Origin of the sequence: Erwinia oleae (assembly GCF_000770305.1) — a bacterium.
GTDB classification, from domain to species: Bacteria; Pseudomonadota; Gammaproteobacteria; order Enterobacterales; family Enterobacteriaceae; genus Erwinia; species Erwinia oleae.
This window is the reverse complement of record NZ_JNVB01000022.1, coordinates 1-26,071: the sequence shown is the minus strand read 5'-3', so window position 1 is coordinate 26,071 and position 26,071 is coordinate 1. Positions and strand designations below refer to the sequence as shown.

Annotated in this window: 26 protein-coding genes and 4 pseudogenes; 9 read left to right on the top strand and 21 right to left on the bottom strand. The window is 44.1% G+C overall.

The genetic code is table 11. The features are described from left to right. Positions 1 to 21: 21 nt before the first annotated feature. Genes GS12_RS09165 through GS12_RS09140 form a run of 6 tightly spaced genes read right to left on the bottom strand, consistent with a single transcriptional unit; the run spans position 22 to position 9,096 of the window. Entirely contained in the window at positions 22 to 3,114 is a 3,093-nt protein-coding gene (locus GS12_RS09165; protein WP_052118409.1) for a glycosyltransferase, read from the bottom strand. A gap of 2 nt (positions 3,115 to 3,116) precedes the next feature. Continuing rightward, on the bottom strand, positions 3,117 to 4,268 hold the full coding sequence (locus tag GS12_RS22985) for an FkbM family methyltransferase (protein WP_052118408.1): 1,152 nt from the start codon (positions 4,266 to 4,268) through the stop codon (positions 3,117 to 3,119). Further along, positions 4,265 to 5,488, bottom strand: coding sequence for an ABC transporter ATP-binding protein (locus tag GS12_RS09155; RefSeq protein WP_034946152.1), 1,224 nt, complete (start codon positions 5,486 to 5,488; stop codon positions 4,265 to 4,267). Before GS12_RS09155 ends, GS12_RS22985 begins: the two co-directional genes overlap by 4 nt. Then, positions 5,488 to 6,282 (bottom strand): ABC transporter permease, encoded by a 795-nt coding sequence (locus GS12_RS09150; RefSeq protein ID WP_034918973.1) that lies wholly within the window; start codon positions 6,280 to 6,282, stop codon positions 5,488 to 5,490. The genes GS12_RS09155 and GS12_RS09150 overlap by 1 nt, the downstream gene beginning before the upstream one ends. A gap of 10 nt (positions 6,283 to 6,292) precedes the next feature. Continuing rightward, positions 6,293 to 7,666, bottom strand: coding sequence for a phosphomannomutase CpsG (gene cpsG / locus GS12_RS09145; protein ID WP_034913149.1), 1,374 nt, complete (start codon positions 7,664 to 7,666; stop codon positions 6,293 to 6,295). A 14-nt stretch (positions 7,667 to 7,680) separates the two neighbouring features. Then, the gene (locus GS12_RS09140) at positions 7,681 to 9,096 is read right to left on the bottom strand and encodes a mannose-1-phosphate guanylyltransferase/mannose-6-phosphate isomerase (protein ID WP_034913147.1); all 1,416 of its coding nucleotides are present in this window, start codon (positions 9,094 to 9,096) and stop codon (positions 7,681 to 7,683) included. A 911-nt stretch (positions 9,097 to 10,007) separates the two neighbouring features. On the opposite strand from GS12_RS09140, the gene GS12_RS09135 reads away from it, so the two are divergent. The 5 genes from GS12_RS09135 (at position 10,008) to GS12_RS25120 (ending at position 13,211) form a co-directional block, all read left to right on the top strand. Then, positions 10,008 to 10,367 carry a GtrA family protein gene (locus GS12_RS09135; RefSeq protein ID WP_034918970.1) on the top strand — a complete coding sequence of 120 codons (360 nt, stop codon included), beginning with the start codon at positions 10,008 to 10,010 and terminating at the stop codon, positions 10,365 to 10,367. Next, the gene (locus GS12_RS09130) at positions 10,364 to 11,281 is read left to right on the top strand and encodes a glycosyltransferase family 2 protein (protein ID WP_034913146.1); all 918 of its coding nucleotides are present in this window, start codon (positions 10,364 to 10,366) and stop codon (positions 11,279 to 11,281) included. The genes GS12_RS09135 and GS12_RS09130 overlap by 4 nt, the downstream gene beginning before the upstream one ends. Next, the gene (locus GS12_RS09125) at positions 11,274 to 11,717 is read left to right on the top strand and encodes a hypothetical protein (RefSeq protein ID WP_034913142.1); all 444 of its coding nucleotides are present in this window, start codon (positions 11,274 to 11,276) and stop codon (positions 11,715 to 11,717) included. The genes GS12_RS09130 and GS12_RS09125 overlap by 8 nt, the downstream gene beginning before the upstream one ends. Beyond that, the gene (locus tag GS12_RS09120) at positions 11,680 to 12,912 is read left to right on the top strand and encodes a DUF6056 family protein (protein WP_326929877.1); all 1,233 of its coding nucleotides are present in this window, start codon (positions 11,680 to 11,682) and stop codon (positions 12,910 to 12,912) included. The genes GS12_RS09125 and GS12_RS09120 overlap by 38 nt, the downstream gene beginning before the upstream one ends. Positions 12,913 to 12,974: 62 nt before the next feature. Further along, on the top strand, positions 12,975 to 13,211 hold the full coding sequence (locus GS12_RS25120; RefSeq protein WP_255350087.1) for a DUF6173 family protein: 237 nt from the start codon (positions 12,975 to 12,977) through the stop codon (positions 13,209 to 13,211). 3 nt (positions 13,212 to 13,214) lie between these two features. Here the strand turns inward: GS12_RS25120 and GS12_RS09110 are convergent, their stop codons facing one another. Next, entirely contained in the window at positions 13,215 to 14,090 is an 876-nt protein-coding gene (locus GS12_RS09110; RefSeq protein WP_034946146.1) for a hypothetical protein, read from the bottom strand. Positions 14,091 to 14,774: 684 nt separating this feature from the next. On the opposite strand from GS12_RS09110, the gene GS12_RS23290 reads away from it, so the two are divergent. Further along, the gene (locus tag GS12_RS23290) at positions 14,775 to 15,770 is read left to right on the top strand and encodes a bifunctional helix-turn-helix transcriptional regulator/GNAT family N-acetyltransferase (RefSeq protein ID WP_034946143.1); all 996 of its coding nucleotides are present in this window, start codon (positions 14,775 to 14,777) and stop codon (positions 15,768 to 15,770) included. A gap of 62 nt (positions 15,771 to 15,832) precedes the next feature. Here the strand turns inward: GS12_RS23290 and GS12_RS09100 are convergent, their stop codons facing one another. After that, on the bottom strand, positions 15,833 to 16,045 hold the full coding sequence (locus GS12_RS09100) for a nitroreductase family protein (protein ID WP_052118407.1): 213 nt from the start codon (positions 16,043 to 16,045) through the stop codon (positions 15,833 to 15,835). Between the two features lie 302 nt (positions 16,046 to 16,347). Next, positions 16,348 to 17,391 carry a papain-like cysteine protease family protein gene (locus tag GS12_RS09095; protein WP_152601390.1) on the bottom strand — a complete coding sequence of 348 codons (1,044 nt, stop codon included), beginning with the start codon at positions 17,389 to 17,391 and terminating at the stop codon, positions 16,348 to 16,350. A gap of 423 nt (positions 17,392 to 17,814) precedes the next feature. Here GS12_RS09095 and GS12_RS24935 point away from each other — a divergent pair. Further along, positions 17,815 to 18,130, top strand: a pseudogene (locus GS12_RS24935) (transposase); the annotation flags it as partial. 552 nt (positions 18,131 to 18,682) lie between these two features. Here GS12_RS24935 and GS12_RS25295 read toward each other — a convergent pair. From GS12_RS25295 to GS12_RS09055, 9 genes and pseudogenes are all read right to left on the bottom strand, one after another. Beyond that, positions 18,683 to 18,922, bottom strand: a complete 240-nt coding sequence (locus GS12_RS25295) for a pyridoxine 5'-phosphate oxidase C-terminal domain-containing protein (RefSeq protein WP_052118406.1) — start codon at positions 18,920 to 18,922, stop codon at positions 18,683 to 18,685. Between the two features lie 47 nt (positions 18,923 to 18,969). Continuing rightward, positions 18,970 to 19,080: pseudogene (locus tag GS12_RS24930) on the bottom strand (DUF2612 domain-containing protein); the annotation flags it as partial. Then, a complete protein-coding gene (locus GS12_RS09085) occupies positions 19,077 to 20,276 on the bottom strand; it encodes a baseplate J/gp47 family protein (protein WP_034946137.1) in 1,200 nt (399 codons plus the stop codon). The gene GS12_RS09085 and the pseudogene GS12_RS24930, both read right to left, overlap by 4 nt. After that, positions 20,277 to 20,630, bottom strand: a complete 354-nt coding sequence (locus tag GS12_RS09080; RefSeq protein WP_034946134.1) for a thioredoxin domain-containing protein — start codon at positions 20,628 to 20,630, stop codon at positions 20,277 to 20,279. Further along, entirely contained in the window at positions 20,630 to 21,382 is a 753-nt protein-coding gene (locus GS12_RS09075; protein ID WP_034946131.1) for a Gp138 family membrane-puncturing spike protein, read from the bottom strand. The genes GS12_RS09080 and GS12_RS09075 overlap by 1 nt, the downstream gene beginning before the upstream one ends. Positions 21,383 to 21,435: 53 nt before the next feature. Beyond that, positions 21,436 to 22,665 carry a GIY-YIG nuclease family protein gene (locus GS12_RS09070; RefSeq protein ID WP_034946128.1) on the bottom strand — a complete coding sequence of 410 codons (1,230 nt, stop codon included), beginning with the start codon at positions 22,663 to 22,665 and terminating at the stop codon, positions 21,436 to 21,438. Positions 22,666 to 22,786: 121 nt separating this feature from the next. Beyond that, positions 22,787 to 23,089, bottom strand: a complete 303-nt coding sequence (locus GS12_RS09065) for a hypothetical protein (protein WP_052118411.1) — start codon at positions 23,087 to 23,089, stop codon at positions 22,787 to 22,789. A gap of 55 nt (positions 23,090 to 23,144) precedes the next feature. Continuing rightward, a pseudogene (locus GS12_RS09060) lies at positions 23,145 to 23,864 on the bottom strand (hypothetical protein); the annotation flags it as partial. Then, positions 23,854 to 24,396 (bottom strand): annotated as a pseudogene (locus tag GS12_RS09055) (TerL protein); the annotation flags it as partial. The pseudogenes GS12_RS09055 and GS12_RS09060, both read right to left, overlap by 11 nt. An 87-nt stretch (positions 24,397 to 24,483) precedes the next feature. On the opposite strand from GS12_RS09055, the gene GS12_RS09050 reads away from it, so the two are divergent. After that, positions 24,484 to 24,669: a YegP family protein gene (locus GS12_RS09050; RefSeq protein ID WP_034946125.1), complete on the top strand. Its 186-nt coding sequence runs from the start codon at positions 24,484 to 24,486 to the stop codon at positions 24,667 to 24,669. 44 nt (positions 24,670 to 24,713) lie between these two features. Here the strand turns inward: GS12_RS09050 and GS12_RS09045 are convergent, their stop codons facing one another. Further along, entirely contained in the window at positions 24,714 to 25,211 is a 498-nt protein-coding gene (locus GS12_RS09045) for a terminase small subunit (RefSeq protein WP_034946122.1), read from the bottom strand. Positions 25,212 to 25,253: 42 nt separating this feature from the next. On the opposite strand from GS12_RS09045, the gene GS12_RS09040 reads away from it, so the two are divergent. After that, positions 25,254 to 25,514, top strand: coding sequence for a hypothetical protein (locus GS12_RS09040; protein ID WP_034946119.1), 261 nt, complete (start codon positions 25,254 to 25,256; stop codon positions 25,512 to 25,514). Positions 25,515 to 25,578: 64 nt separating this feature from the next. Here GS12_RS09040 and lysC read toward each other — a convergent pair whose 3' ends face one another. After that, complete coding sequence (lysC, locus tag GS12_RS25375) at positions 25,579 to 25,824, bottom strand: Rz1-like lysis system protein LysC (RefSeq protein WP_152601389.1); 246 nt, start codon at positions 25,822 to 25,824, stop codon at positions 25,579 to 25,581. Next, a partial coding sequence (locus tag GS12_RS24275; protein ID WP_052118405.1) for a DUF2570 domain-containing protein occupies positions 25,712 to 26,071 on the bottom strand: 360 nt, incomplete at its 5' end. The genes lysC and GS12_RS24275, both read right to left, overlap by 113 nt.

Sequence of the window (26,071 nt, the reverse complement as noted above, 5' to 3'; positions counted from 1 at the left end):
GAGTAATCAGGCTTATTAACTTCACAGCATTAAGAGCTGTTTTATATACATTTCAGGTGATAAATATTTCACCACCCATTTTTGAGCACCCGGGAAACGATTTTTTAAGGAGTCCAGAGTGACCTCAGGCATGTTGTCAGAGAAAACGACATCTCCGCAGCTCATAATATCAATTATCTTTTCTCTTTCATCCTCACCTAACTCAGAAAATACACCTTCGAGAGAAGTTACATCATCCTCCCAAAGCATAAACGTAATGCGATTATTTATCGAAATAAAATGACACGCATCAGCAATTTTCAAAATATGTTCTGCTGTAGGATTGTATATTATAAAGTGGCTATTTTTAACTACATCAATAATTTCGTCATGAATATTAAAATCAGAAAGAGCAAACAAGTCCTGCGCATAATCTTTTGCCTTCTTGTAATTATGACCATCGAAGTGAATAGGTTCAAGTCTAAAATTACGGTGGAGAGAGTCTGAAAGATTCATAACAACATCATTTAATTCAAGAGAATCGTCACATTCATATACAACGCTAACATCTATATATATAGTCGAAGATGCATCAACGGGAAGACTGTTACTTATTGATTGTGAAAGACTTTTTAGCTTAGAATCATCAGCAATCAGCAATTCGTTTTTATAGCTTTCAAAGTTTAGAAGCTTACTTTTATCCTCGATTTTATAAGCACCTTCAATTATATTGAAATATTCTTTGGCGCATTCCGATGGACTATGCAAGGTTTGGATAACATTCCTGGCCCTGGATCCAAGAGTAGTTCTTTTGGTACTGTCTGCCACAAGTTGTTGAAGTTGTACTGTCAATTCTTGATTATCAAAATTATCGTCCAGCAAAATTATTGCCTCTGGATCGAGATCGCTCATACTTCCATTAGAATTAGCAATTGTCGCCAGGCCATAATTCATGCAATCCAATACAGCAGCTGATGTTTCTCCTCTCGACAAGGTTCTTAATTGTATACCGATGTCGGCTGCACTCAACCATAGTTTGTATTCATCATCGCTTACCCAATCTGTAATCTTAATACAGTCCTTACAGACAGATTTTGAGATTTTTTCATCTATTAATTGGCCATAATCGCCCTTAGAGTTATGTCCAACAAAAACCAACTTTACCGATCCGTCAGGGTTATGTAAGTTATTAAAAGCGTCAATAATTTTATGATTGAGTTTTGTTACCGCAACAAAACCCAGGCTTATTATTAGCAGTTCATTGTCTGCAATATTAAGTTTTTTTCGGGCATTTTTTTTATTGACATCCAAAACGGGTTCCCTCAAAAGCGGAACATGGTTGTATTTGCTTTTAAATAAGTTACCGTACCAACTCTCAGCCAGTTTAATAGTGCTCTTTGAATGAAATATAATAGATTTAGCGCCTTCTAATACATCTTTATTACATGGATATTCAAGTATCGCATCATCATTTGTCATTCTGTCATTATTAAATCTCACAGCATTATAGCCATGAGAATCATATAAAATGTCATTTATTTTTGCACTACCATTTGTTGTGTGCAACATCCAATTAATTACCCCCGAGAGATAAAAATCATGCATTACTACAACACCCGGAAATAAATTTAACAGTTCAAACATGTGGCTATGAAAATGTGAATTACCGAATTGATATAATATTCTATCGAACTCTCGATGCTGTGTTTTAAACTCTTCAACACTAATAACTTCTACAGAGTGTTTTTTCCATAGAATTTTTACATCAATATTATCGTTGACAATTTTTATTTTATAATACTTGGACAAATAAGGAAGCAAATCAGCGCAATAATAACTTATACCGCTTTTTTCAGGCGTAAGTGGAGAAATTAAAGCCAACTGCTTTTTATCATCAACTCCATTTTTGTCAGTTTCATTTTTATGATTTTCAGTAAAATAAGAAATTCCATCTAAAAGTTTTTTTGCAGAAATATCCCATCCAAATTTCTTAACTTGCTTCTGAGAATGTATTAAAAGTTTATTTCTGAAATCATCATCGTTCAGGACTTGCGTAATTTTTTTAGTTATATCGTTTACATCTCTTGGGTCAAAGAGGGCATCTTCGAATTCTATAACCTCCGGGAGACTTGATACGTTACTGGTTATAACGGGTTTACCGCAAAGCATGGCTTCTAATACAGGAAGTCCAAAACCTTCATGCCACGAAGGAAAGACAAAAGCATAACAGAGATTATATAGACAAACTAACTCCTCATCACTTACATAACCCGTTAGAACCAGCTGATTTTCCACTAATCCAAAAGATTCGCCCAGTTTATAGAGATCCAATTTAACGTGATCTGGCATTGAACAAACAATAGCTAATTGATGTTTTTCCTTTAAATCATTGGGTAATAAGCTATAGCTTTCAATTAACTTCTCCATATTTTTACGATGATCCACTCCCCCCGTGTACATGAGGAAGTCATCCTGAAGCTGATATTTTTTATTTATATCTAACTTCTTTTCTTCATTGATGTTTGTCGGGAAAAATATTTCATCTGCTGCTGTAGATACATTGATTACCTTACTTACATCCCAATTCAAATAGTCAACTGCCTCTTTTCCCGCTGAAGATGAAATGCTAAAGAGGTAGTCAGCTTTTTTCAGGAACTCCAATTGAGTATCATACCATGCTTTTAAAATATCGTTAGTCAGATATATATCTCTATAAATATAGGGTATAAGGTCATACAGTATAACGCCAACAGGATAATTTTTTTTCTCTGAAATACTAATAACAGAATGGTCAATTAAACCTTCGAAAATACTCGTCATTAATAAGAAATCTGGTTTTAAACTAGTATGGAATTCTTCATATAATGTTTGTGAAACTTTTCTATTCCATTTATTAGCTTCGTAAATAAAAGATGTGAGTTCGACTGGGTACCAAACTTCGATTTGGAAACCCTCAATCTTTACAAGATCCTTAAACTCTCTAATAGAATCAGTATAGCTTCCGTTGAAAGTTAAAATAACAGTGTTGTCTCTATTTATTTTAATTAATTCTTTAACAATAGAAATTGTATACCTGCCAATTCCCCTTGTACGACTTGACCCCTGCCAACCTTGCATGTCAATTACTAAGCGCATATTCAATCCTTGTTTATATCGTTGAATGCTTTAAAGCGTTTGTATATTTTTTTCGCCCCATTAGAAAGACTATCTAACTGATAATGAGTCGGCGGGGAAATACTTTTATGAAGTGCTTTAGAAGCAAAGTTATGTAACCCAACTTTTTTTAGTATTTTTTTCAACTTATTACTTATAGAAGGATGACGCTCTAATCTTATGAATATGAAGTTTACCAATGCTCTGGGAGATTTTTCTTTATCAAAATATTTAATGAAATTAAAAAGCTTCCTGCCATATAAGAAAAAGTATCTTACAGGTGTAGTAAGCTTCCAGTACCTACTTAAATAGATGCTTTCTAATTGATGTCTGGCAAGCCATGCTTCATGCTCTTTATCTGCTACCTGTTTCCTGAGCTGCCGTTCAGTGGCAAGGTGTCTTTTGATTTTTTTCTTTACTTCACTTAATTCATCTTTTTTCTTTTGTTCAGAATACAAAATAAACCCATCAAAAACATTTGGTGGATTTTTAAATTTATTAATAAGCTCTTTGTGTTCATCTGCAACATAATATCTGTTTAAGCCATCTCGATATGCGAAATGATAATTTGAATCAGTTAGTAAATACTCCCATAACTCGTAGTTCTCCTTTTGGGTCATGGGTATAGTTGATTCAACAACGACTATCCAGGGCCGGCATTTTTTCCAATCACAGCCATTCAATACATTGAACTCTAAACCTTCTACGTCAATCTTTAAAAAATGTATCTGCTGTTCTGGTTTAACATAATTCTCATATATTTGATTTAACGTCTTGATTTCAACTTCTTTCTCAAAACTTTCATAGCCCTGTACAGCGTGCATTGCAACAACATCATTACTTAGTGTTGACAGGCCAGTATTTGGGATGAAACTCATTGACTCTGTACCTGAGTAATCAGATATTGCATAGGGCAAATTTAAATCTCTTTCTCGCTTTAACTTATATTCTTCATACAATGAAGGATTCGGCTCAATATTAATTCCGTTCCAACCGGAATCGTAGAAAACTTTGGTTACTGAGTCTTTATCAGGCCAGGCCGCCCCAACATCTATGAAAAAACCTTTTTTTATATGGTTCAATGCTCTCCATAGCATTACATCTTCAAAGTTCTGTGAATAACTTATAAATTTCATAGTTTGATAATCTCAATGCTGGGATCTATCCACGCAAGACCTGCGAAGTGATCTTTGTCAGTATTAATAACATTAAATACTAAGGCTAAATCGCGCCATTCATAATTATTCACAAGATGATTTTCACTGCTAACTAAAGCAGTTTGTATTGAGTAGCTACCCACACCCAAACTAAGTTTAAATGAAAATTTAAAGGTATACTTGTTACCTCTTTGGACAGAGGTTATAGCCTGTTTCTTTAACTCTGTATTTGTGCCATAGATTACCTGCCCCAGGCGGTCTTTTATCGAATACCCTAAAACCAGCCGAGGTATATCTTTATATATCTCAACATCCATTTCGAGTGATACTTCTTCCCCAACGTTCAAGAATTCAGACCTTTCGCCATGCTTATCGAGCAGACGTGTTTCAAGTACTTTGGCCTCGCCTGTACCTGAGATAGTTTGAATTCTCCCATCCTGAGAAGTTTTCTGGACGATGTTCTTTTTTTCTTTATCTGCCAAAAGTGCGTTGTAGTAATCCATGACCGCCTCTGGATTACCTTCAAACTCTTTTCTGCCAGCATTTAGCAAAATAGCTCTATCGCATATACTTTGGATGGCTTGCTTATCATGAGAAACGATAAGTAAGGTTGTTCCCTTTTTCGCATATTCTCTTATTCTTTCGAAACTCTTATGTTGGAAATATGTGTCTCCAACGGATAAAGCCTCATCAACGATCAAGATATCTGGTCTTACGGCAGTCGCTACACTAAAAGCAAGACGCATTTGCATACCGCTTGAATAAACCCGGACAGGTTGATCAATATAGTCACCTATCTCGGCGAACTCTTCAATCTCATGCATCAGGCGTTGTATTTCTGCTACCGAAAACCCTATGAGCTGACCTGCCATAAAAACGTTTTGTCTACCTGTAAAATCAGGATGAAACCCCATGCCTAATTCAAGTAAAGCTGCAACACGTCCATTAAGCTTTATCGTTCCCAGGCTCGGTTGGGTTGTACCAGTAATCATTTTTAATAAAGTACTTTTACCAGCACCATTAATGCCAATAATACCTACTGCTTCTCCAGCCTCAACGGTAAAACTAACATCCTGTAAAATCCATTTTAGGTGGTGCTGTTTATTAACTCCCGGCACAAACCATTCAACTAAACGCTTCCACTTGCTGGAGTATTGTTTATAGGCTTTGCCTATATTATCAACTATAATTGCGGCCATTATAATTCATCCACCATTTCGCCAACATTATTTTTGAAAAGCCGCATACCCAGAAACATTAATATTATTCCTACTGTTAATGCAGGTAACAGGTTGATCCAGTTGGGCATAACAGCTTGAACAAGAATAGATTGTGCAGCTTCAATAACGCCAACCATTGGGTTGAATCGCATTATCTCATGAAATTTCTCTGGTATTATGTTAATGGGATAAACAATTGGTGTAAACCAAAACCAAAACTGTAGTATTATATTGAACGTTTGACCTACATCTCTAAAAAAAACGTTCATTACTCCCAGTGTAATCCCAAGCCCTATTGCAAAGATGACCACCGTTATTATTACAGGTATCATAGCAAAGTAAACCAAACCGGGAAAATTACCACTAACTATTAGGAATAGCGTAAACAGTCCAAATACAATTATAAAGTTAAGTAACGCATTAGCTACAATGGTTACAGGTAAGCAGAGTCTGGGGAAATTTATTTTTTTAATGATGTTCGCATTTTCTATAAAAACCATCTGACCTCGCCCGACAATTTCACTAAACAGCCCCCAGGTCAGTGTTCCTGCGCAAAGATATATACTATATGCGAAAGCATTATCAATACCCGGGAGCTTAGCCCGCATTATTTGTGAAAAGATCAATGTGTAAACCACTATCATAGAAAGCGGATTAATTATATTCCACGCGGCCCCAAGTAATGAGTTTTGGTATTTAGTCTGGAATTCTCTTTTAATGCTTCCAAATATAAAACTTCGATACTGGACCAGAGCCCTTGTTACGTTAACTATGAACAATTTCTCATTCCTTAATTGTTGCAATCAATTGCCTGACCATTTCTAACATCAATGGTTCATTGGCACGCGTCTCAATATTTAATCTTAATAATGGCTCAGTATTGGAGCTTCTAATATTCATACGCCAATCTTCATATTCAATACTAAGTCCGTCAGTTTTATTTTCATAAAGCGCAGTCTTCAAATATTTGACTTCGATGCGATTTAAAATCTTTGAGATACTTTTAACTTTAAAATTAATCTCGCCACTACATGGAAATGCTCTCATTCTTTCTGATACCAGCTCTGAAAGCGTTACGTCTTTCACTGCCAACAGCTCCGCAACCAGTAGCCACGGAATCATGCCACTGTCGCAATAGGCGAAGTCACGGAAATAGTGATGTGCACTCATCTCCCCCCCATATACCGCATCTTCTTCACGCATTCGTTCTTTGATAAAGGCGTGGCCAGTTTTAGACATCACTGGAATGCCCCCCGCTTTGGTCACTACGTCAATAGTGTTCCAGGTCAAACGAGGGTCATGGATGATTTTTGCGCCAGGTTCTTTCTTAAGAAAAGCGGCAGCCAATAAACCAACAATGTAATACCCCTCAATAAACTCAGCTTTTTCATCGAACATGAAACAGCGATCAAAATCGCCGTCAAAGGCAATGCCCATGTCTGCCTGGTGATCATGCACTGCCTCAGATGTGTCTTGACGACATTCTGGCAGTAATGGATTAGGTATGCCATGCGGGAAGTTACCGTCGGCCTCGTGATGCACTTTGATAAACATAATCGGTACGTTTGCCTGTCGGAAGCGCTTTTCAATCTCATCGATCACGTGGCCGGCAGCACCGTTACCTGAATTAATTACCAGCTTCATCGGTTTGGTGAAATTCTTCAGGTCGATATAACTCATTAAATGATCAATATAAGCATCTAAGACAGAGATTTGCTTATAGCTACCGCGTTTGCTCTCATCTACCGGGGCAAAATCATTGGCTTCCGCAAGTCGCTGAACGTCACGCAATCCTGTATCACCACTAACAGGACGAGCACCTTCGCGTACTAACTTCATGCCGTTATAGTTCATCGGATTATGGCTGGCTGTTACTTCGATGCCGCCATCAATACCTAAATGAAAAGTGGCGAAATAGATCTCTTCCGTTCCGCTCATGCCAATATCCAGAACGTCAGTACCCGCATCCCTGAGTCCGTTTGCCAGTGCCACTTTTAATGATTCACTGGTTAGACGTACATCTCCACCCAGCACTATCGTCCTGGGTCGGATAAATTCACCATAAGCGCGACCGATGCGGTAAGCAATATCGTCATTCAGTTCTGTACCTAATTCGCCTCGGATGTCATAAGCTTTAAAACAGGTCAGCGTTGCCATGATCTTGACGGTCCTTACTTACTTTCGAGTAGTTGTTTAATTAAAATGAGATCGTCATCACCGAGATAGGAACCCGATTGGATCTCCAACAACTCTAATGGAATTTTTCCCGGGTTTTCTAAAGTATGTAGATGGCCGATTGGAATAAAAGTTGACTGGTTCTCTGTCAGCAACAGTGTCTTATCCTGAATAGTGACCTTTGCCGTGCCGGACAAAATTACCCAGTGCTCGGCGCGGTGATAATGCATCTGCAACTCAAATTTTTCACCCGGTTTAACCGTAATGCGGTTGACGTTGAACCGTCCGGTATTAACCACCAGATCACAGCGTCCCCACGGCCAGTAAGTTTCGCGGTGACGGCGATATTCGCTTCGGCACTCACCTTTGAGAAACTCCACTATGCGCTTTACATCCTGAACCTGATCTTTACGAGCAACCAGAACAGCATCTTTGGTATTAACGATAACCAGGTTCTCTACACCGATTGCTGCAACCAATTGATCTTCGCTATTGATGTAACAATTTTTGGTGTTATGAAGGAAGGTATCGCCTTTTAAAGAGTTACCGTAAGTATCTTTATCATTCACTTCCCACAGCGCCGACCAGGAGCCGACATCACTCCAGCCCGCAGCCAATGGAACCACAACGGCAGCATCGGTTTGCTCCATTACGGCATAATCAACCGACTCGTCCGGACAGGCGGTGAAGTCATCTTTATCTATATTGATAAAGTCATTGCCTTCTTTAACGTCAGCCATAGCGCGACGACATGCTTCAAGGATATCAGGACGGAATTTTTCGAGCTCCTGAAGATAGCGTTTTGCCCGGAACATGAACATACCGCTATTCCAGTAGTACTCACCGGACGCAAGATATTCCTCCGCAGTGCTCTGATCAGGTTTTTCGACAAAACGCTGAACCTGATAAGGGCCGCTCTCGCCGCCTGGCAATGCTTCTCCACGCTGAATGTAACCATATCCGGTTTCCGGGCCGGTTGGCACGATGCCAAAGGTAACCAGCTTGCCCTGTTTAGCATGAGCAATTGCAATGTTAATAGCCTGATGAAACGCGGCACGATCTTCAATAACGTGGTCTGCGGCCAGCACCAGCAGTACCGGATCGTCGCCTTGCTCTATTGCGTTCAGCGCGGCAAGCGCAATGGCCGGAGCAGTATTGCGCCCTACCGGTTCAAGAATAATGTTATGGGATAGCTTGTTAATTTGTCGCAACTGCTCAGCAACTAAAAAGCGATGCTCTACATTGCAAATTACCATTGGTGCGCGCGCTTCAATACCAACAAGACGGTTAACCGTCTCCTGAAGCATTGAGTGCTCGCCATGCAGGCAGATGAACTGTTTGGGGTAAAGTTCGCGGGAAAGAGGCCATAAGCGGCTGCCAGTTCCTCCGGCCATAATTACGGGAAGTAACATTCCATATCCTCTAACAAATTTGAACAATCTGTTACACATTTTGCGGGTCAATTTTTATTCACTATGAATAAACAGCCACGCTACCGCCCTGGTTCGCACAAACCAATATGCCTATGGCAAAACCTTGTCAATTCAATGCAAGATATTGATATTAAAGCAATTTTATTTTTAACCACTGAGTGGTTTTGGACCCGGGTAAATAATACAATTTTGCGGCAAAAAGCATACGCCTTTTCTTTCCCCCCATACCAACGCTTAATTTTTATTAAACTATGGCTTCTCCAAATTGTAGACAATCTAATCAGTGAAAAAACAGTATAGTAGAGTTAATTGAGTCCTGCTGACCTCCTCCCCGCTGTGAGTCATGCCTTCATAAGCCCTGTGAGGCCATCTCATGAGAAGCGTTTTTCCAACCAACGGAACATCAGTATTCTCCACGAAGCGAAAGCGGGCGGTTCTACCCGATGCGCTTTGCGCCTTGCCCGGTGATTGACCTCATTAGTTCACGCAAAAGATCCACAGTACTAACCCGAGCGGCGACCGTTGATTCGTGATAGAGGCTGTTCGCAAATGCGCCTGTAATCTCGTTTCGTTTTGCCATGAGTTTTGCCCGCTCTCGTTACTGTTTTTACATACAGCACTTTCAGGCTTCATGCTTAACACTGGCTTTTTGCACAGTTCTGATATGGCGTCGAAGTATGAAGTAAATTATTTTGATGGGGGTTACAGGAGCTTTGCTTCACCTACGGCATCCCGTGAACCTGACGGAAAATGGCGCGGCTTGTTCATGGCTCCCTCGCCGGGTATTTTTTGCTCATCGCACCTAAAAAGCCTGTTCTTTCATGATGATTCCTTGCCATTTACATTGCCTGATGTCACGATCGCTTCACTTTCAACTATTGATAAATAGCATGTTAAAACTGTTTACTAAATACGCGTCCGTCGGCGTTATAAACACGCTGATACATTGGTTCGTATTTGCCGTCATGTTCTATTATGGCGCGAATCAAACGATGTCGAATTTCGGTGCCTTCTGCATCGCAGTGACATTCTCATTTTTTGTGAATGCCAAATGGACATTCAAATCTGAGACTACTGCTCTACGTTATATGCTTTACGTCGCATTCATGGGCGTAGTTGCATCTGTTGTGGGCTGGGTAGCTGATAAATGCGTACTCCCTCCCCTTGTAACACTTGTGGTCTTTTCCTTGATAAGCCTGGTCTGTGGCTTCATATATTCTAAATTTATCGTGTTCAGGGAAGCGAAATGAAAATATCTCTGGTTGTGCCCGTCTTCAACGAAGAGGAAGCCATTCCCATTTTTTACCAGACAGTGCGAAGTAAACTGAACGATTATGAGGTGGAAATTGTATTCATTAACGATGGTAGCAAAGACGGTACTGAGGGAATTATCAATGCCTTGTCTGTCGCCGATCGGCTGGTTAATTCGCTATCCTTTACGCGTAATTTCGGCAAAGAGCCTGCACTTTTTGCCGGCTTAGAACATGCTACCGGCGATGCGGTCATTCCGATTGATGTTGATTTGCAGGATCCCATCGAAATCATTCCTCAACTCATTGAACGCTGGCAGTCAGGCGCTGACGTAGTGTTGGCAAAGCGCACTGACCGAAACACTGACGGTCATATGAAGCGCAAAACCGCAGAGTGGTTTTATCGCCTGCACAACAAAATTAGCTCACCGACCATAGAAGAGAATGTCGGCGATTTTCGCCTGATGTCCCGGGAAATTGTCGAGCACATCAAATTACTGCCTGAGCGTAACCTGTTCATGAAAGGAATTCTTTCATGGGTAGGCGGCCGAGTGCAGATTGTAGAATATACGCGTGCAGAACGCGTTGCAGGCACATCAAAATTTAATGGTTGGAAGCTCTGGAATTTAGCACTTGAGGGTATTACCAGTTTCTCCACCTTTCCCTTACGCATATGGACCTACATAGGATTGGCTGTTGCTGGTTTATCCTTTTTGTATGGGGCATGGATGATAATTAACACTCTCGCGTTCGGTAACCCTGTACGAGGCTATCCATCACTTCTGGTTTCTGTACTTTTTTTAGGTGGTGTGCAGCTTATAGGGATAGGTGTATTGGGCGAATATACAGGGAGAATTTATACAGAAGTAAAACAACGCCCGAAATATCTTCTTAAGGCCAGAGATAATGAATAGTCGTATACTAAACATCCTCTTCTCGTCCGCTTTACTTGCTATCGCATTATTTACTATTGCGTTGTATTTCCATAACACGCACCCTAAAATAGCGCATCACATGCCTGATCATTTGAACGATATACGTTATTCAATTGATGAATGCAGTTTAAAGAATGGTGTATTTGTGATTAGAGGATGGGCTATCTTGACGAAGGGAAGCCCGGAGAAACTTACCCGGCTATACCTTGAAACAAATGGCGAGCTATTTCCTGTTTATAAAAAAACATTGAAATCAGACGATCTCAAACGTTTGTTCGGGGAAGGAAAAAAACATGGAATGTCAGCTTTTTATGGTGCAACGCGAATTGACAGTTCAACAGACAACCTGTCTGTTATAATTTCAGTTGAAGATATGGATGGCAGAATTCATGAAACAAAATATAAGTGCCAATAAGATCTACACTACGTTAATTTTTGTCGTGATGGCAATTATTTTGTATCGCATTGGGGCCTCGCTGGATCTTCGTACTTATATGGACGATGATGTTTACTTTGTAAAGGCGTTGGATAACACATCCCTCTTTGATTTTTTGCACATGCGGTATATGACATGGAGTGGAAGATTTTTCATTGAATACATACTTGTTACTACAATAAATCATCATATGGTGTGGAGAATTTCAATCCCATTATGTCTGCTTTTACTCTGCTATTCGATATGTAAAACCATTGATAATGGCGAAAAAACTCATCCACAATACTTTTTAATCTGCCTGATTTTATTTCATAGCATGCCATCCAAAACATTGACGGAAGGCGCCTGGTGGGTGACTGGCTTTTACAACTACCTTTTACCTGTATCATTTGGAATATATGCGATCTCTGTTGTTATTCATTACAGATCACAAAGCAATTTTAAATTATTCACATCTATTTTAGCTTTACCTGTCGCTTGCTCCAACGAGCAAATGGCAGTAACAATGATAGCCTTACTAGGTACTAATTTAATTATTGATAAAAAAATAAACGCTTATAAAACAACCTTCCTTACAGTAACATTATTATCATTTCTAATCTTAATGCTTGCCCCCGGAAACAAATTAAGATTCCTGGGAGAGTCAAGAAGAATCCCAGAATTTGCAGACTATGGAATAATAGATAAAATAGGCTTAGGCATGGACAGGCTTGGCGTGGTTATAAACGCCAGCAATAGCTTACTCTTAATAAGCTCAGCATTACTAATCCTGCTATACTTCAAAAAAGTGAGGTTCCATCCGGATGTTTTTGGAACAATCGTCTGCACGATAATTCTTGTATTTCAAATCGCAAAAATGAATAATTTATTACCCGTCCAATTCATGAAACCCGGAGATTGGATAAACTTTTCATTTTATTTAAGATACACAGTAGCACTGATATTTTATGTATGTATAATATATATTATTTGCAGAGTATTTAATACTGTTAATGATTACGTTACCGTTTTTACGGTTATTTTTGCTCCCGCCACTGTGATTATGATCGGTTTCTCACCGACAGTCTATGCTTCGGCTGACAGAGTGTTATTCTTGTTTGAGTGCATGATTCTTTTGGTCGCAATGGCGTGTGTGAAAAAAGTACTCCCAAAAAAGCCAATGACTAAAGCATGATTTGTTTGATTTATGACTGGCCAGAATAATTAAAGTGTCTGGATTGCCCGTAGCTATTCAGTATCAGAGATGATGGTAACCCCGTTGAGCTTGGGCAGCATGTATCCCAAATTAGCGTTCTTTTGGTCAGGATAAAAACACAGCGTCCAGATGAGCCTAAGCGTCTCATAGGTTTTGCTGGTTGGGATGAGTATGACCAGCAAGTTGAAGAGTGGCAAACCTCCTGGCCACATAAATTATCGCATAATTTTTCTGATTCCAGGATCATCATCGGGCGCACTCGCAAATGCGCCTTGTGATGATTACCTGGTGACGCTGTTATCGATTGTTTTGATAGCAGTTCCATCCTGCTGCTTAATGATGTTTAGCTGAACGTTATCTGCTTTTCGAGTGGCAAGGACGTTGATGTCCTTTTGGTCGTCACAATTGAAATCACCCTGAAGAGAAATCGCTAAGGCATCCATCGAACCATCTGAAGTGAAAGGTATATAAGAAACCTGATCGTTTTTATCAATTATTTTTACGCCTATAGCACCGGTAGCCGTGTTTTGATACAGGTCATAAACTTTTCCATTACGCGAATCTGTATCGATAAACTTATAGCTTGCCTGAGAGGGCGATGCAGCCGTGGCAACTACTGCATCAATATCCGCTCCATATGTTCCTGCTACTGTACTTCCCTGTTTGCCAGTATCGACAATACGTACATAGGGATATAAAACCCCTTGAGTAACCTGACCATCCAGATTGAATCCAACCCATGAACCAGCACCGTTTTGGATTGCTGAGCTTGTGATAGCCAGCTTAGTCCAGGTGGTTTGATCAACGGAAACATAAACATCAAATGTTTCGTATGAGCGCGATTCGAAAACATATAATTCATTTGCGCTCGTACTATCCGCCCTCAATGGACTATCCATCTCAACGATTACATTCCCACCCATACCCATAGATAGAAAATTGAACGGTGCATTCGCGCCCGTATTTGGGTCATCAGGTGCGCCTAAGATTTTATTTGTTACTGCGCCCACCCCAGAGGCGCCCTCACCAGGATTATATTGGACAACCGATTTAGCAAAGCCAATTGTCGGCTCAACAACTGGCTTGTATGTAGTATATGTATCAGCAATTGCAGATGCGGAAGATAAGCAAGCTAACAATAAAATTAATTTCTTCATGAACATTCCTTAATCAAAAGTGCATTGGGGTATTAACTCGTATTGGTGTCGAATCAGGCATTATATTAATTTTTGGCACTGCTCAGTGATCTACTGTTGCAGTCCTGCTATTTGCTTTCAGTCTGGCAATTTGCCTTCCAGGTTTTATTGCGGATCAGTGTGGCGCGTTTGTTCGCTCATCTATAGACAGGATGTCAGCTTCGGTGACGCGGATCGGCTTTACCCAGGTGCAGGCAGTGTCGACCACTACCTCCGTTCAAGGGAGTGGGTCAATCATGCCGGAATTCTGTTTCTGAATGGAGCAGGATTTCGGGTCAGAGTCAAACGGTTGAGCGGAGCAACTACCTTCTCAAACCTATTGACGTGATTTTCCGGCCCACTCAAGAAAATACAATTAAAATCAGTATAAACAATCTATTACACTCTTAATTTACATTGTCGCTCCATTGGACTTTAAACCTGCGATTAAAAAAATAGCACCACTTCGGGAAAGCTCACCGCTAGCGCGCATGCGTGTCGTGCTGAAAGCAGATAAATCAGAGATCAGATAGATACAATTCAGCGCCTGGCCGCATTTTTCCTGAATAACTTACCGCTCACCCTGAAAAATCGTATTGACAGAACGGCGGCAAGAAAATATAACCGGTTATTCAATTTTGATGATTCTTATTATCTGGAGACGACGTGGATATTATTGCAGAAATGCCCTTTGTTTTTCTCGGAAGCCGGCTGAAGCGGCTCGCAGAGCATATGCAAGCAGACTCGAGTCTGCTGGCCAGTGCGAACAATACCCATGTACCTCCGGGTCTCTATCCCACACTTGCTGTCCTTAAAAAAGAAACCAGCATGACAATTGGCGAACTTGCCCGCGCTATCCGGGTCAGTCAGACTGCAATGACAAAAAGTATCAGCAAACTGGTTGAAGCAGGGCTGGTCAGCAATCGTGCTGATAATAGTGATAAGCGTAAATCTGTTGTGGCACTGACAGCTGCTGGTGCATCTGTTGTTTCACGTGGAGAAAAGATTGTCTGGCCACTGCTTGATACGGTTGTGCGGGAGCTGACCGAAGGTCTTAGCGGTTCGTTTCCTGACCAACTTGCTGAGCTGGAAAAACGTCTTGAGGCGGAGCCGCTTCCTGAACGTGCTTTCCGCCTTTCCTCTCCGGAGTTGCAGCCAGCGACCGAAGAGGATGTGACAGACGTCGTATCATTGCTAAACCGATCATACCGGTGTGTTGGTGGGGAAGCCGGATGGACGACAGAAGTCGGTATCATCGACGGGGATCGTATAAGTGAAGAGACATTAAGGCAGGAAATTATAACAAAATCAGAGGCAACATTGCTGGTATGGAAGAGGCAGGAAAAAGTCACAGGTTGCGTCTGGCTTGAGCCTGTGAGCGATGGCATCTGGTATCTGGGTTCTCTTGCGATTGATCCACAATTACAAAACGCACAGTACGGCAGGAGACTAATGACAGCGGCAGAACAATGGTGTCGTTCCCGTGGCGGAAGCAGGATACAAATGACGGTGCTGGAAGTTCGCGATTCGCTCATTAAATGGTATGAAAGACGCGGTTATCATCAGACAGGTGAAACTGAACCCTTTCCATCAACTGACACACGCTTCGGTACACCCGTTACGGCCAATTTGCGTTTTGTTTTTATGGAGAAATCTTTATGACATATCACATATGTTCATTCAATAAGGTGCATTTTCGCCCTAATGGGCTTTGAACCCCGTATTCATATAATCTGATTCACTTCTTCAAAGCCAAAGCGTGGAGCCCGAGCATAAAGTGTGGACGGCTCGCCATATTCTGGCGTTGACACCCTATTGACGCGGATATTGCTGTCCGGGAAAAAGGCGGTATTCAGCGACTGCTCATCAAAACCCAGCATTGGGTTGATATCCATGGCAAGCAGCCTGGCTGCAATAATAAAATATACCGCCTGCAACGATGAATTCCTCAGCGCAGAATCCCAACGGACTTTTGGGGCGCCCCCATAACATGAACGTAGCACGCCGGCGGCGTGAGCGGCGCTGCGCGGCAGCTACGATCGGATCACGCCCGGCATGCTGATCCAGAATACAAGGTGGCATTCAAAGTCGGCGCGTCTGCGATTGCCGAAATCGCGCCTTCACCCATGAAGCACAAGGACGGCCTGTAAAGATGGTGATTCCAGGGAGTGACGTCACTGGCCTCCCTGGATGGATCCGAGATAGTCTCTACGGCGGCTCGTTTAGATTTGTAATTATTTTATTTAAGGACGATTACGGATTCCTCTGTAGGATTATCAGAGCCTTTATATTTATGGACAAGGTTAAAATAGTCATATTTTCGCCACTTTGCCTTACCCCCATAAGTTGGATCTATATACGCGACCAGCCCCTGGTCCGGTTTAACGCCGCAAACTACCAGGTCATGTCCAAATCCGAGGTCGTTGAATTGACCACATACTATAAATGGCCCGTGAGTATTCAGTATTCTCGCAATCGAGCCGATGTCCTTCAGATCCAGCTTTGAGCCCATTGGCCTTAGCCCATTCTCTTCAAGAATACGACGTCCTGTATCACTGTCGAACGACAGCCTGTTGCCAACAACAGGTAGCTTACGGTGGCTCTTAACCGCATCGCCTTGAGGCTTCGTTTTTTCACCTGACTGCCACGAAAGCACCATCTGCATGGCCGCATACCAGCAATCAGAGATTCGGCCCTGCCGTTTGGAGGGAACCTCAAAAAAAACTTCGCGCTGCTGCCCGCTGCTGCCCTGTACGTAAGATGATGAGGACGGTCCCGCCACAGAAAACCCCGACTGGCCTGATGTACCGGCTGCGATGGTTCCCGACTGAGGTGCCACATACTGCTGAGTCGCGTACTGACCAGAAGTTGCCGGTAGCTGCATCACCTCTGGTCTCTGACTGGCATCACGTGATTCTCTGGTATTGGGATTGTAATAGTAGAGCTGTCCTTTCTGGCTGCCATGTTTATGTATGGCATGATGCCATCCTGCCTGTAGCGATGACGGCTTTTGCCACTGAGTATGGCCGCTTCTGGAGTGCACATAGTACTCATTTCCGGACTGCGGATCGGTTGACGATTCCCATCCGGGCGGCAGGCTCGAATGACCTGTCATTTGAGCGGTGGAGGTTGACTGAGCCGTCACAGAAGATGACTGAGAATATGCTGACTGCTGGATCGGAGCTCCTGAGTAAGTTTCCGGCTGTGCAGATGTCTGATTGCTTCCTGTGCCATAACTGTAACCGGAATAATTAGACTGGTTATATTTATTGGGATTAAACAAAGCTTTTTACCTCTTGTCACTGATGCAGGTATCCGGTAGCGCCCCTGTCGCCGACATACTCATTTTGACGATATACGGGGTGTCAGGGAGAGGCGCGCCGGCATTTTTTGCTGCGCGATGTGTGTCATTTGTTCCATGAGAGCGGACACAACGAAGCTTTCAGGCGACTGAGTGATACGAAAACCGGTTTAGTTCCATAAACGGAGTCCGGGGGCTGGCGCTCAGCGGAACGAAAACGCATGCCAGGCAATTTTCTCTTTCTCTGATAGCCCCTCAGCGGCATGAAGACGCCGAACGTAGTCAAAGAGAACGTAGCACGCCTGTGGCGTGAGCGGCGCCGCGCAGCTTCGGGAGTTTGCATGGCCGGAGCTCCGTTTTATACTCTGTCCCATGCATACACCCTGCCCCGCCAAACTTCTTTTCACCGTAGAGGCAGTACAGGACTTTCTGATGGCACGCCTGAAGCAGCATATCCCGGAGAAGCACTTCCGGATGGTGCGATATTTTGGTTTTCTGCCCAACCGCGTATGCGGCGAAAAACGGCTACAGGTTTACAGTACGCTGGGGATGGAGAAACCCACGGCGGTGATGAAGGTGTGAGCTGAGTAAGCAGCTCCTGCGTCGCGATCCGTTTGAATGCGGGCCCCTGTCTTACCGTCGTGCTATCGCGGGTCTTAATGTGCAGGCCCTTAAAGCGCATGCGCGGAATATCAGCCTGATGCGGTACGTGCCGCCCTGACGCAGGGCAGATCTGTCTGTTGCTCAATCATCGTTTTTAAACAGTCAGTACCGGTATAAAAAAACACCGCTCATCCTGAGCGCAGAGCGCTTGTCAGCCCCGGCATTCCAGTCTGATGAAAATTTCACTACCTGGCTCAGGGGTACGGATGGTTTGAATTTCTTTTACGTCACGTCCCCGCAGCATGACAAGATGGAGTCTGATGCGCGGTCGAGCGGAGAATCACGTCAGGCGAGAAAAGGTGCCTGAAAACAATTTATCGCCACGCCTGTGTTCTCTGTTTCGATTTAAAAGGCGCCATGTTGGTCATGATTTTACTGTTTTTAATGGTTATTTATCGCACAAATATCTCTAACGTGTAAAACCTCGCTTCCGACCACCGCCTGAATCCATTCGGCGTTACCTTAAATACGCATGATTTCGCCCGTTTGCGGCACCTCAGTAGTGGCTGAAGCGAGGAGCGTTCAGCGCGCAACATGCGTTCCCTGCCCCACCGCGGCCGGCACTTTTTCGCGGCGGCGTTGAGGCGAATCGCACACAGCGCCGACAGACTCAGGGTTGAAGCAGCTGCTTTTCCCAGTCTGACTGCTGCCCGGAACGGGTATAGTACTCGCGTAAATGCAGGCGATTCTCCCGGAAGGTTAAAAACTCAATTGAACGGGGTATGACGCGCAGGCCTCCCCAGCGAGGGGGTTTTTCTATGGGTTTACCGGCATTATCCCTTTGCGCCTGATGCAGTTTCTCTTCAAGCGCCGCCTCAGAAGCCAGCGGCTGACTCTGCTGAAAGCACAAGGTGGCCAGTTGGGCATCCCGGGAGCGAGAGGCCCATGCCTCCTCAGACTCCTGCTCGCTGACAGATTCGACAGCGGCCGGGTTGACAGATCGACATGATCGACAAACAGAGGCATGCCCCTGTGATAGTTAGTAATCAGATCGATATATTTGCTCATGACGTCACCGTAATGGCGATATTTTCCACATTGCAGGACGCTGATTCATTAAAGGCGATGCTGATGTTTGAGGCCGATGTGGTTGCAACTGATTTGCCGATCGCCAGCGAGTTGATGTCGTAATATCTGCTGTTACCACCGCTCACTACGCCCAGGTTTGCTGGTGAATAAATCCGGCTGAGCAGGACGTCATCACCTATCGTCAGGCTGTTGATATAATCGGCAACGGCCTTTTTGATTTGCTCTCCGATCTGTGTCGTATAACCGCTAAATACTTTTAGTGCTATAAATACGTAAACCGGTACGTTAACCGAACGCGAAAAGCTGATGTCATGAGGGTTGCCGTAAGTATCCGGTACATTAACCGTTGTCGAACCGTAAGTACCAACGCCCTGGCCTTTTTTGCCACGGATGGTCTGCGCAATTTCCGTCACATCACCACCGTCCACAATTGCCGCAATGGAGTGACCAGAAATACCATCGCTGTCGGCAGAGCCAGAATCGTTCTCATACAGCTTGTGCCGTGTCACGCCTGTTACGTTTGCAATCGCACCATCAACGGACTCGAAAGGCGTCAGCGCAGGAATCGCGACGCTCTGAGATTGCCGCACGCGTAGCTGAGCGTTTGTTTCTGCTGCGGTGCCTACCGTGGCCGCACTGGCATTAGAAACTGCCGTCCAGCCGCGCGTGGGAGTATTAATCAGACTGATGCTGCCCGCTACCGCTGCCACGGCACCAGAATTAGCACAGGTGGCCGTGACAGTTACCGATCCTCCCGCATCAATAGTTACGCTGGGGGGGAGGTTCCAGATAACGCCGTTTTGGTCTTTTACTGATCCGTTAGTGATGGTTGTGCCGGCCGTGCCGGTTAGCGTCAAATCCACAGTAGATTTGGTGGCTGATTTCCGCGTAATGCCGTTGATTTTCACATTGCGCGTCAAAGCGTCACCCAAGGCCGAGGAAGGAGAGAAAGAGGTATAAACCTGAATGGCCGTGTTATTGCTGTCGTGGATAGCCAGAGCAACCAGCGCGACCATCTGACCATCTTTACTGTCTGGTGCAAGGTAAGCGTCCGTTCCATAAATCTGCTGAAAATAACCCGTGATGGTGGTGAGTATTGTCTGGTAATCGGGCGCGCTGATCCCCTGGGCGGTTACCGTTGCCGATAACCCCAGCGTGTCGAGGTTCAAAGCCATTTATGCCTCGCTTGTGACTGTCGTCGTTCCGTAGTTGGTGTCAACGGTCGCCGTGAATATCACGCGGCGGGATGAGGTATTAAGATTGGTGTCGAAGGCAGTAATTGAATTTACGCCAGGCGTTTCAAGAATTCGCTTTCGAATGGCAAGGTTATAGGTTTCAGGCTTTTGCTTGCCGAGCACTGACTGAACCCACGGCGTACCCTCTTTGGTGTCGAGGAACCACTGACCGTACCAGAGAAGGAACCGGGTTTTGACAGCCTGCGCCACAGCTTCGGGAGAGTTAATTAGCCAGGTATCATCACCCTGGCCGAAGGTGTAATCACCATCCGCATCTTCGCGTCTGTATCGCATCAGTTCACCTTACCTGAGTTGCCGCTGCCGCTCTGAACGCCGTTATGCGTGTGAGCGTCGCTGATGTCTTTACCGTTCGATTTAAGCGTACCGATAAACTCGATTGCGCCGGTTATTTTGGCGGCGGTGCCGGTAGCCAGACTGCCGATCATGCCGCCCATCCACGTCAGCATGCCCTTGATGGTCACAGCCTGGCTGAAGTTTGCCAGTGGAGTTATGACACTCAGGCCGCCCGGCGCGACGATGTTCACCGAGCGACTGTTAGGATCAATTTCGATATAAGCCGCACCGTCATCAGTGCGCATCTGCATTGTGGTTGTACTGATGTTGCCTATTACGGCTGCTTGCGACTGCGGGCCGACTATGGCAAACGCATCTGACAAGTCATGCTGCCGTGGGTCTACCGGCTCCTGAACTCCTCCGTTCTGCCACCAGAAATCGATACAGCGATCGGAAAAAATGACCAGGCATTCATCGCCAACCTTCACCGGAAAGGTTATCGTGCATCCCCCACTACGCGGAAAAATTACCGGCACATCGAGCAGAAGAGGAAGCGGAGCCGATTTGAAATTACCTGCCTCATCTGCGGCCTGCCCGCTAATAGCTGGCTGAACAGTGCAGGTGCAGGCGATAGGATCGAATGATTCGATAATTCCCGGCATTGAGACACGGAGCATGGAGAAGATGGAATCTGACAGCGCTTTATAGGCCTGCGATTCACCGCCAGCCTGTGATTGTGAGGAAACTGGCATATTTGCTCCAATAAAAAACCCGCCGAAGCGGGTTTACTTTATTAATTTATGACCTATAAAACCAATGAACTTTTTTCATCAGAATATTGTTCGTCGTCTATTTCCATGGAGCGATAGTATTGAAGAGCAGCGGGATCAGAAACGTAATCAACTTGACCATGATTATCCTCTACACATTTGATAATCTTATTCAGATCGGTTTTGAAGAATTCCTTGCGCAAATTTACTTTGTTTATGCGGTCAGATTTAAGCAGATTATGCAGTTTAGCTTCCAAAGCTGGCGCATCATCACAACTAATCATTGCATGCACATCAAACTCAAACGGCACGCTTGCACCGCTTAGTTCACTGACACGATCTAAAGGTTCTAATCGTCGAGTCATGCCAATTTTAAATACGTTTTCTCCAAACGAGCCAATATTTGAAATTATGTAAACATGGCCCTGCTTGGTCATTTGTGCCAATGACTTAGCGCGTTCATATTGCTTATGAACTTCTTCAATTTCTTGCTCAAGCATGCGGCGTGTCTCCTCAAGCTCAAATTGATGCTCTTCATCAGCAGCCAGCAATGCTTCTTCTACAGCTTTACGACGAGCCTCAAGCTCTTGCTCTCTATCTTCAGCTTCCAACTGTTGTCTCTCAAGCTCTTCAGCCCTTTGGCGTTCTTCACGCATTTGACGCTTAATCTCATTCTGGGTTTCACGCTCATCTTGGGCTGCCTGAAGAGCTAAAACCTTATCGCGAAACTCCCGTTCAATGGAATTCCAATCAGAATTATCGACAAGTTCGAAATAATCATACCGGGTTATTAATGACTTATATATAATGATTTCTTTCTTAATATCCTCAAGCTTTTTCTCAAAATTCCTCAGAGAAACAGAGCTGAGTAATGTTTTCTTTTTGAAACGATAAGCGTCGTCCAACACACGTTGAATTTCATTTTGAGCATTTTGATGCTGATCCTTAAAGACCTTTTCAAAATCAAAGGCAAAGTCAACAGCCTTACTGAAAATGGATTTACTTCTATCTCTGTGAAACTCTATAGTTTTATTTAGCTCAGATAAAAGCTTTCCGTGTTCAGCCTCTCGAAGGACATCACGGTTTTTATACCGTTCAATAGCTTCATCTTTTTCTTCAATCGTTTCGTTTATCAACCTCCTAGCTTCGGATTCAATTCTTTTTATTTTTTCAGAACTTTTGCTGTTTAATATTTTGTATGTAGCAAACGCAGCGCATAAAGCTCCAGCACCAAATATGATTAGGATTAGGTAAATTCCGTCCATTTAAAACCCCAGAGGTTGTTATTTTTTCAATCGCAAATATAACATGCTCTTCTCTGTGGTCGCCATGAAATGTTAAAGAAATCTGATGATACGCAGATGTTCGTGGCGTACTAATAAAATGTCAGTTGATCTTCATGCAATCAAAAGAACCAAAATGCCGCGGCTGATCCGTGTTGCTGCGTAAAGCCTCAACATTAAGTACGGCCCTCCCGCTGCGCTTTACGTAGTCCATGCCGTAGAAGCCAGGGTAATCGTTGCGGGGAACCATCCATTGCATTTTAATGTTATCGTAATCGCCCTGCTGCTTAAGGAACGTAACTTTTTGGCTAACTGGCTTGATGCCATTTATGCGTGCCCAGCCGTCATTTTGCTGGCTCGTACCCAACTCAAAAGGCCCGCATTGAGAATTAGCTAAAGCCATCATCGGCAATGATGTAATAATGAAAGCGGATAGAGCCAGCGCAAATTTTAATTTCACGTCAAAAAGTCCTATTAAGTGCCGTGTTAGTTTGAAGGTCTGCGGAACCTCTGGCGCTGCACATCAAATCCATATACCAGGCTTGCCCGCGTGTATCACCAGTATAACTGATGGATTGGACGATATACACGCCATCGGTCGCAATACTTGCGGGCTGTTGCAGTGTTCCGTTGACGCTCAGATTCCCGTTATTTTCGGTCTCAAAAATCCGACCACCCGATCGCTGCACTTCGTCACTGGATAGCTCCGAGCGGTACACAGATGCCTGGTCCAGCTCTATCAGACCGCCAACTCTAATGTTGGGGTTAATCAGGCACCGCACGTTAACGCCAGCGCCCATGGTCTGCTGAGGCATGCCAATAAGTCCGGTACGGCTGTTAAGCACGATCGCCTCATGGATGTACCTATCAGTGCTGACCATCTGCGCCTGACCATCCACAATCTGCCAGTTGGCATTGCACTGGTCAGCCACGTTGCTCATCACGTCGCGCGCCATGCCATACATCACACGCCCGCGAGGGAATACAGTGTCCGGCATCTGAGCAGTAATTCCCTGCGTCACACCAAATGGCTGGAAGCTCTGCATCGTGGCCGCATGTAAATCTGCCACCGTGTACCCCGCCGCCAGTGTTGTGTTGACCTTCGCGGCCACAAATGCCTGATGACCGTCAATGGCCTGAATCAGGATGTAAGTGTCGGTCGGGTTATCGCGCCCGGTTATCAGGGAACTCCACACGCATATAAGGAGCGTGCTTCTTCTCATTCCAGCTACCACGAAACTCAACAGGCAGCGTTTCAACGAATTTACGGGCTTTCCAGAAAAGCGCCTTTGGATCACCGGTACTGTCTACGTACTCCTCTTTGCGGGAGCCGAAACCAATTACCATTTCTTTGTTGAACAGGCAGAGCGAGCAAGCTAATCCGATAGACGTCCAACTAAGCCCCATTTCGCGGCTTTTCTCGGTGATGCCATTCTCCATGCTGCGGCGTCGATCCATTATCCAATCAATCCACTCTTCCTGCTTAGGGAACAGCAGAAAGGGGATTGTTACGTGCAATCCGTAGTCGAGGTTACGTGGATCGGTGGTCATGCCCCAATCAATGATGAATTGCGCTGGGTTGTTGCGATAAAACGCCTTCAGCGCAGGCAGTATCTCAGGATTGGCACGAATACGTTGTAGCCTCTCCATCCGCCACTCAAAAACCTGAGCGTAGTCCGGTTTCTTGAAGTTGAAGGGGAAAGGAAGCGGCATATTTTGATCCAGTTTGGATTTTTACTTTCGTTTTATCGCCATACTAAAAAAGCCGTTAACCGACGGCATACTCTGGGAATTTGAAAGATGGGATTTTACGTTTTGAATAAAAGCGGTACTGCTCAAAATCAGAAGTACTATTTCGTACTCAAAGCTTCTAACGGTGAAGTTATCGCAACGAGTGAAATGTACGCAAGCAAGCAGGGGGCGTTAAACGGGATCAGTTCTGTTAAGAATAATGCCTCAACGGAAGATATTCGCGATAACACTTAACACCAAATGAAACTTGCACCTTTAGGGGGCGGAGCGGCCCCCTTTTACCCCATCATTTTCTTATAAACTGATTCTGCTTCCTGAGCTGTCATGCTGGTAACGTCTATCCTAACCGGCGCGCCATCAGCACCAGTTATCTCAGTTGACGTTTGCTGCTTGAATGCCTGTACAGTGACGTGCTCGCCGATGAGCTTGAGAGCCGCTACCGCACCTTTTGCATTAAAGCCATATACCGTCCTGCCCTGCTCGTCCGTTATTTCTTCACCACGACGATCCGTAATTGGCTCAACTTCCTGCATGCATCGCTCATGAAGCTTTACTGCCTGCCTAAGTACATAATCAGCATCAACCCGGACGCGCTCTAACCGTTCCTGATTTAGTTCAGCAATACGTTTCAAAATGTCATCATTTGCCATCATCCTGGCGCCTTGGTTGCGGGATGACTTCTCGCTGTATCCCGCCCTAATGGCCGCCTGAGTGGCGTTGAGATCTTTTATGAACTCACGGGCAAACAGCTCTTGTTTGTCGGTGAGCTTTGCCATATAAACCTTGTGATGTTTTACTTCAACCAATGAGGAATACTTATGTCTGACCTAAAAAGTCAAATTGCCAACCTTGAGTCCAATCAAGATGATATATATCTTGAACTACATGCTTTGAGAGTGGCTGTAACAGTGCTGTCGACCACAATCAATAGTATGAATGGCGAACCAGGTTTATTAGGCGATGTTTATGTAACTGAATCAGAAAAGCAGGGAAAAATAGATTTTGAAGGCCATGTTCCTGACGATTACCAAGAGCGCCTTATAAAAAAGGTTGCTGCACTTCTAAGTAAAAAAGATTAGTAAAATTGATGGCGTCACTTTAGGCGGCTTTTTTCTTACGTCCAATATATGATCCATTTAATCTTTATTTGTGCCTCACTATATCCCTTATCGCCGCCTTATCCTGATTGCAGTTCTCTACAGACGTAAGCAGCTTCTCGTTCAGTTCAAGGCTGTAACCGTATGTCATCGGGTCAGGTATTGGCGGCACTTCACAGTCAGCCAGCAGATCGGCTGGTATCGGCACTGCCGGAGCCGGAACGTATTTTGTTTCTGTGCTCCCGCAGGCGGTCAACAGCGGCAGAAGGAACAGGCTGAACAGCGCAGGCATCACCTTTAAGCGCTTCCCTAATATATACAACACGCGTTTCGCTCTCTTCATTGTTCTGTTGCTTCTTATCATGGGTAGTCTTCGCGATGTCATTGAAGAGGGTGACAGCAGTAATCACGTTACTGGTGATGGCTTCTGCCTGCTTCTGGTTCTGCTTTGCCTGCTCAGTTTCCGCTTTCGCCTGAGTCAACTGGTTGCGGTAGTGGTTAGCCATCGCGGCCGTTGATGCGATACCCAGCACCAGCAG

Coding starts and splice junctions, on each gene's coding strand:
- lysC (WP_152601389.1), bottom strand. CDS start 25,824: ATGCCTGCGCTGTTCAGCCTGTTCCTTCTGCCGCTGTTGACCGCCTGC.
- GS12_RS09155 (WP_034946152.1), bottom strand. CDS start 5,488: ATGGCCGCAATTATAGTTGATAATATAGGCAAAGCCTATAAACAATAC.
- GS12_RS09040 (WP_034946119.1), top strand. CDS start 25,254: ATGTCTGACCTAAAAAGTCAAATTGCCAACCTTGAGTCCAATCAAGAT.
- GS12_RS09120 (WP_326929877.1), top strand. CDS start 11,680: ATGGCAGAATTCATGAAACAAAATATAAGTGCCAATAAGATCTACACT.
- GS12_RS09080 (WP_034946134.1), bottom strand. CDS start 20,630: ATGCGATACAGACGCGAAGATGCGGATGGTGATTACACCTTCGGCCAG.
- GS12_RS09135 (WP_034918970.1), top strand. CDS start 10,008: ATGTTAAAACTGTTTACTAAATACGCGTCCGTCGGCGTTATAAACACG.
- cpsG (WP_034913149.1), bottom strand. CDS start 7,666: ATGGCAACGCTGACCTGTTTTAAAGCTTATGACATCCGAGGCGAATTA.
- GS12_RS09045 (WP_034946122.1), bottom strand. CDS start 25,211: ATGGCAAAGCTCACCGACAAACAAGAGCTGTTTGCCCGTGAGTTCATA.
- GS12_RS09110 (WP_034946146.1), bottom strand. CDS start 14,090: ATGAAGAAATTAATTTTATTGTTAGCTTGCTTATCTTCCGCATCTGCA.
- GS12_RS09085 (WP_034946137.1), bottom strand. CDS start 20,276: ATGGCTTTGAACCTCGACACGCTGGGGTTATCGGCAACGGTAACCGCC.
- GS12_RS09125 (WP_034913142.1), top strand. CDS start 11,274: ATGAATAGTCGTATACTAAACATCCTCTTCTCGTCCGCTTTACTTGCT.
- GS12_RS09140 (WP_034913147.1), bottom strand. CDS start 9,096: ATGTTACTTCCCGTAATTATGGCCGGAGGAACTGGCAGCCGCTTATGG.
- GS12_RS09070 (WP_034946128.1), bottom strand. CDS start 22,665: ATGGACGGAATTTACCTAATCCTAATCATATTTGGTGCTGGAGCTTTA.
- GS12_RS09050 (WP_034946125.1), top strand. CDS start 24,484: ATGGGATTTTACGTTTTGAATAAAAGCGGTACTGCTCAAAATCAGAAG.
- GS12_RS09165 (WP_052118409.1), bottom strand. CDS start 3,114: ATGCGCTTAGTAATTGACATGCAAGGTTGGCAGGGGTCAAGTCGTACA.
- GS12_RS22985 (WP_052118408.1), bottom strand. CDS start 4,268: ATGAAATTTATAAGTTATTCACAGAACTTTGAAGATGTAATGCTATGG.
- GS12_RS09075 (WP_034946131.1), bottom strand. CDS start 21,382: ATGCCAGTTTCCTCACAATCACAGGCTGGCGGTGAATCGCAGGCCTAT.
- GS12_RS09130 (WP_034913146.1), top strand. CDS start 10,364: ATGAAAATATCTCTGGTTGTGCCCGTCTTCAACGAAGAGGAAGCCATT.
- GS12_RS09065 (WP_052118411.1), bottom strand. CDS start 23,089: ATGATGGCTTTAGCTAATTCTCAATGCGGGCCTTTTGAGTTGGGTACG.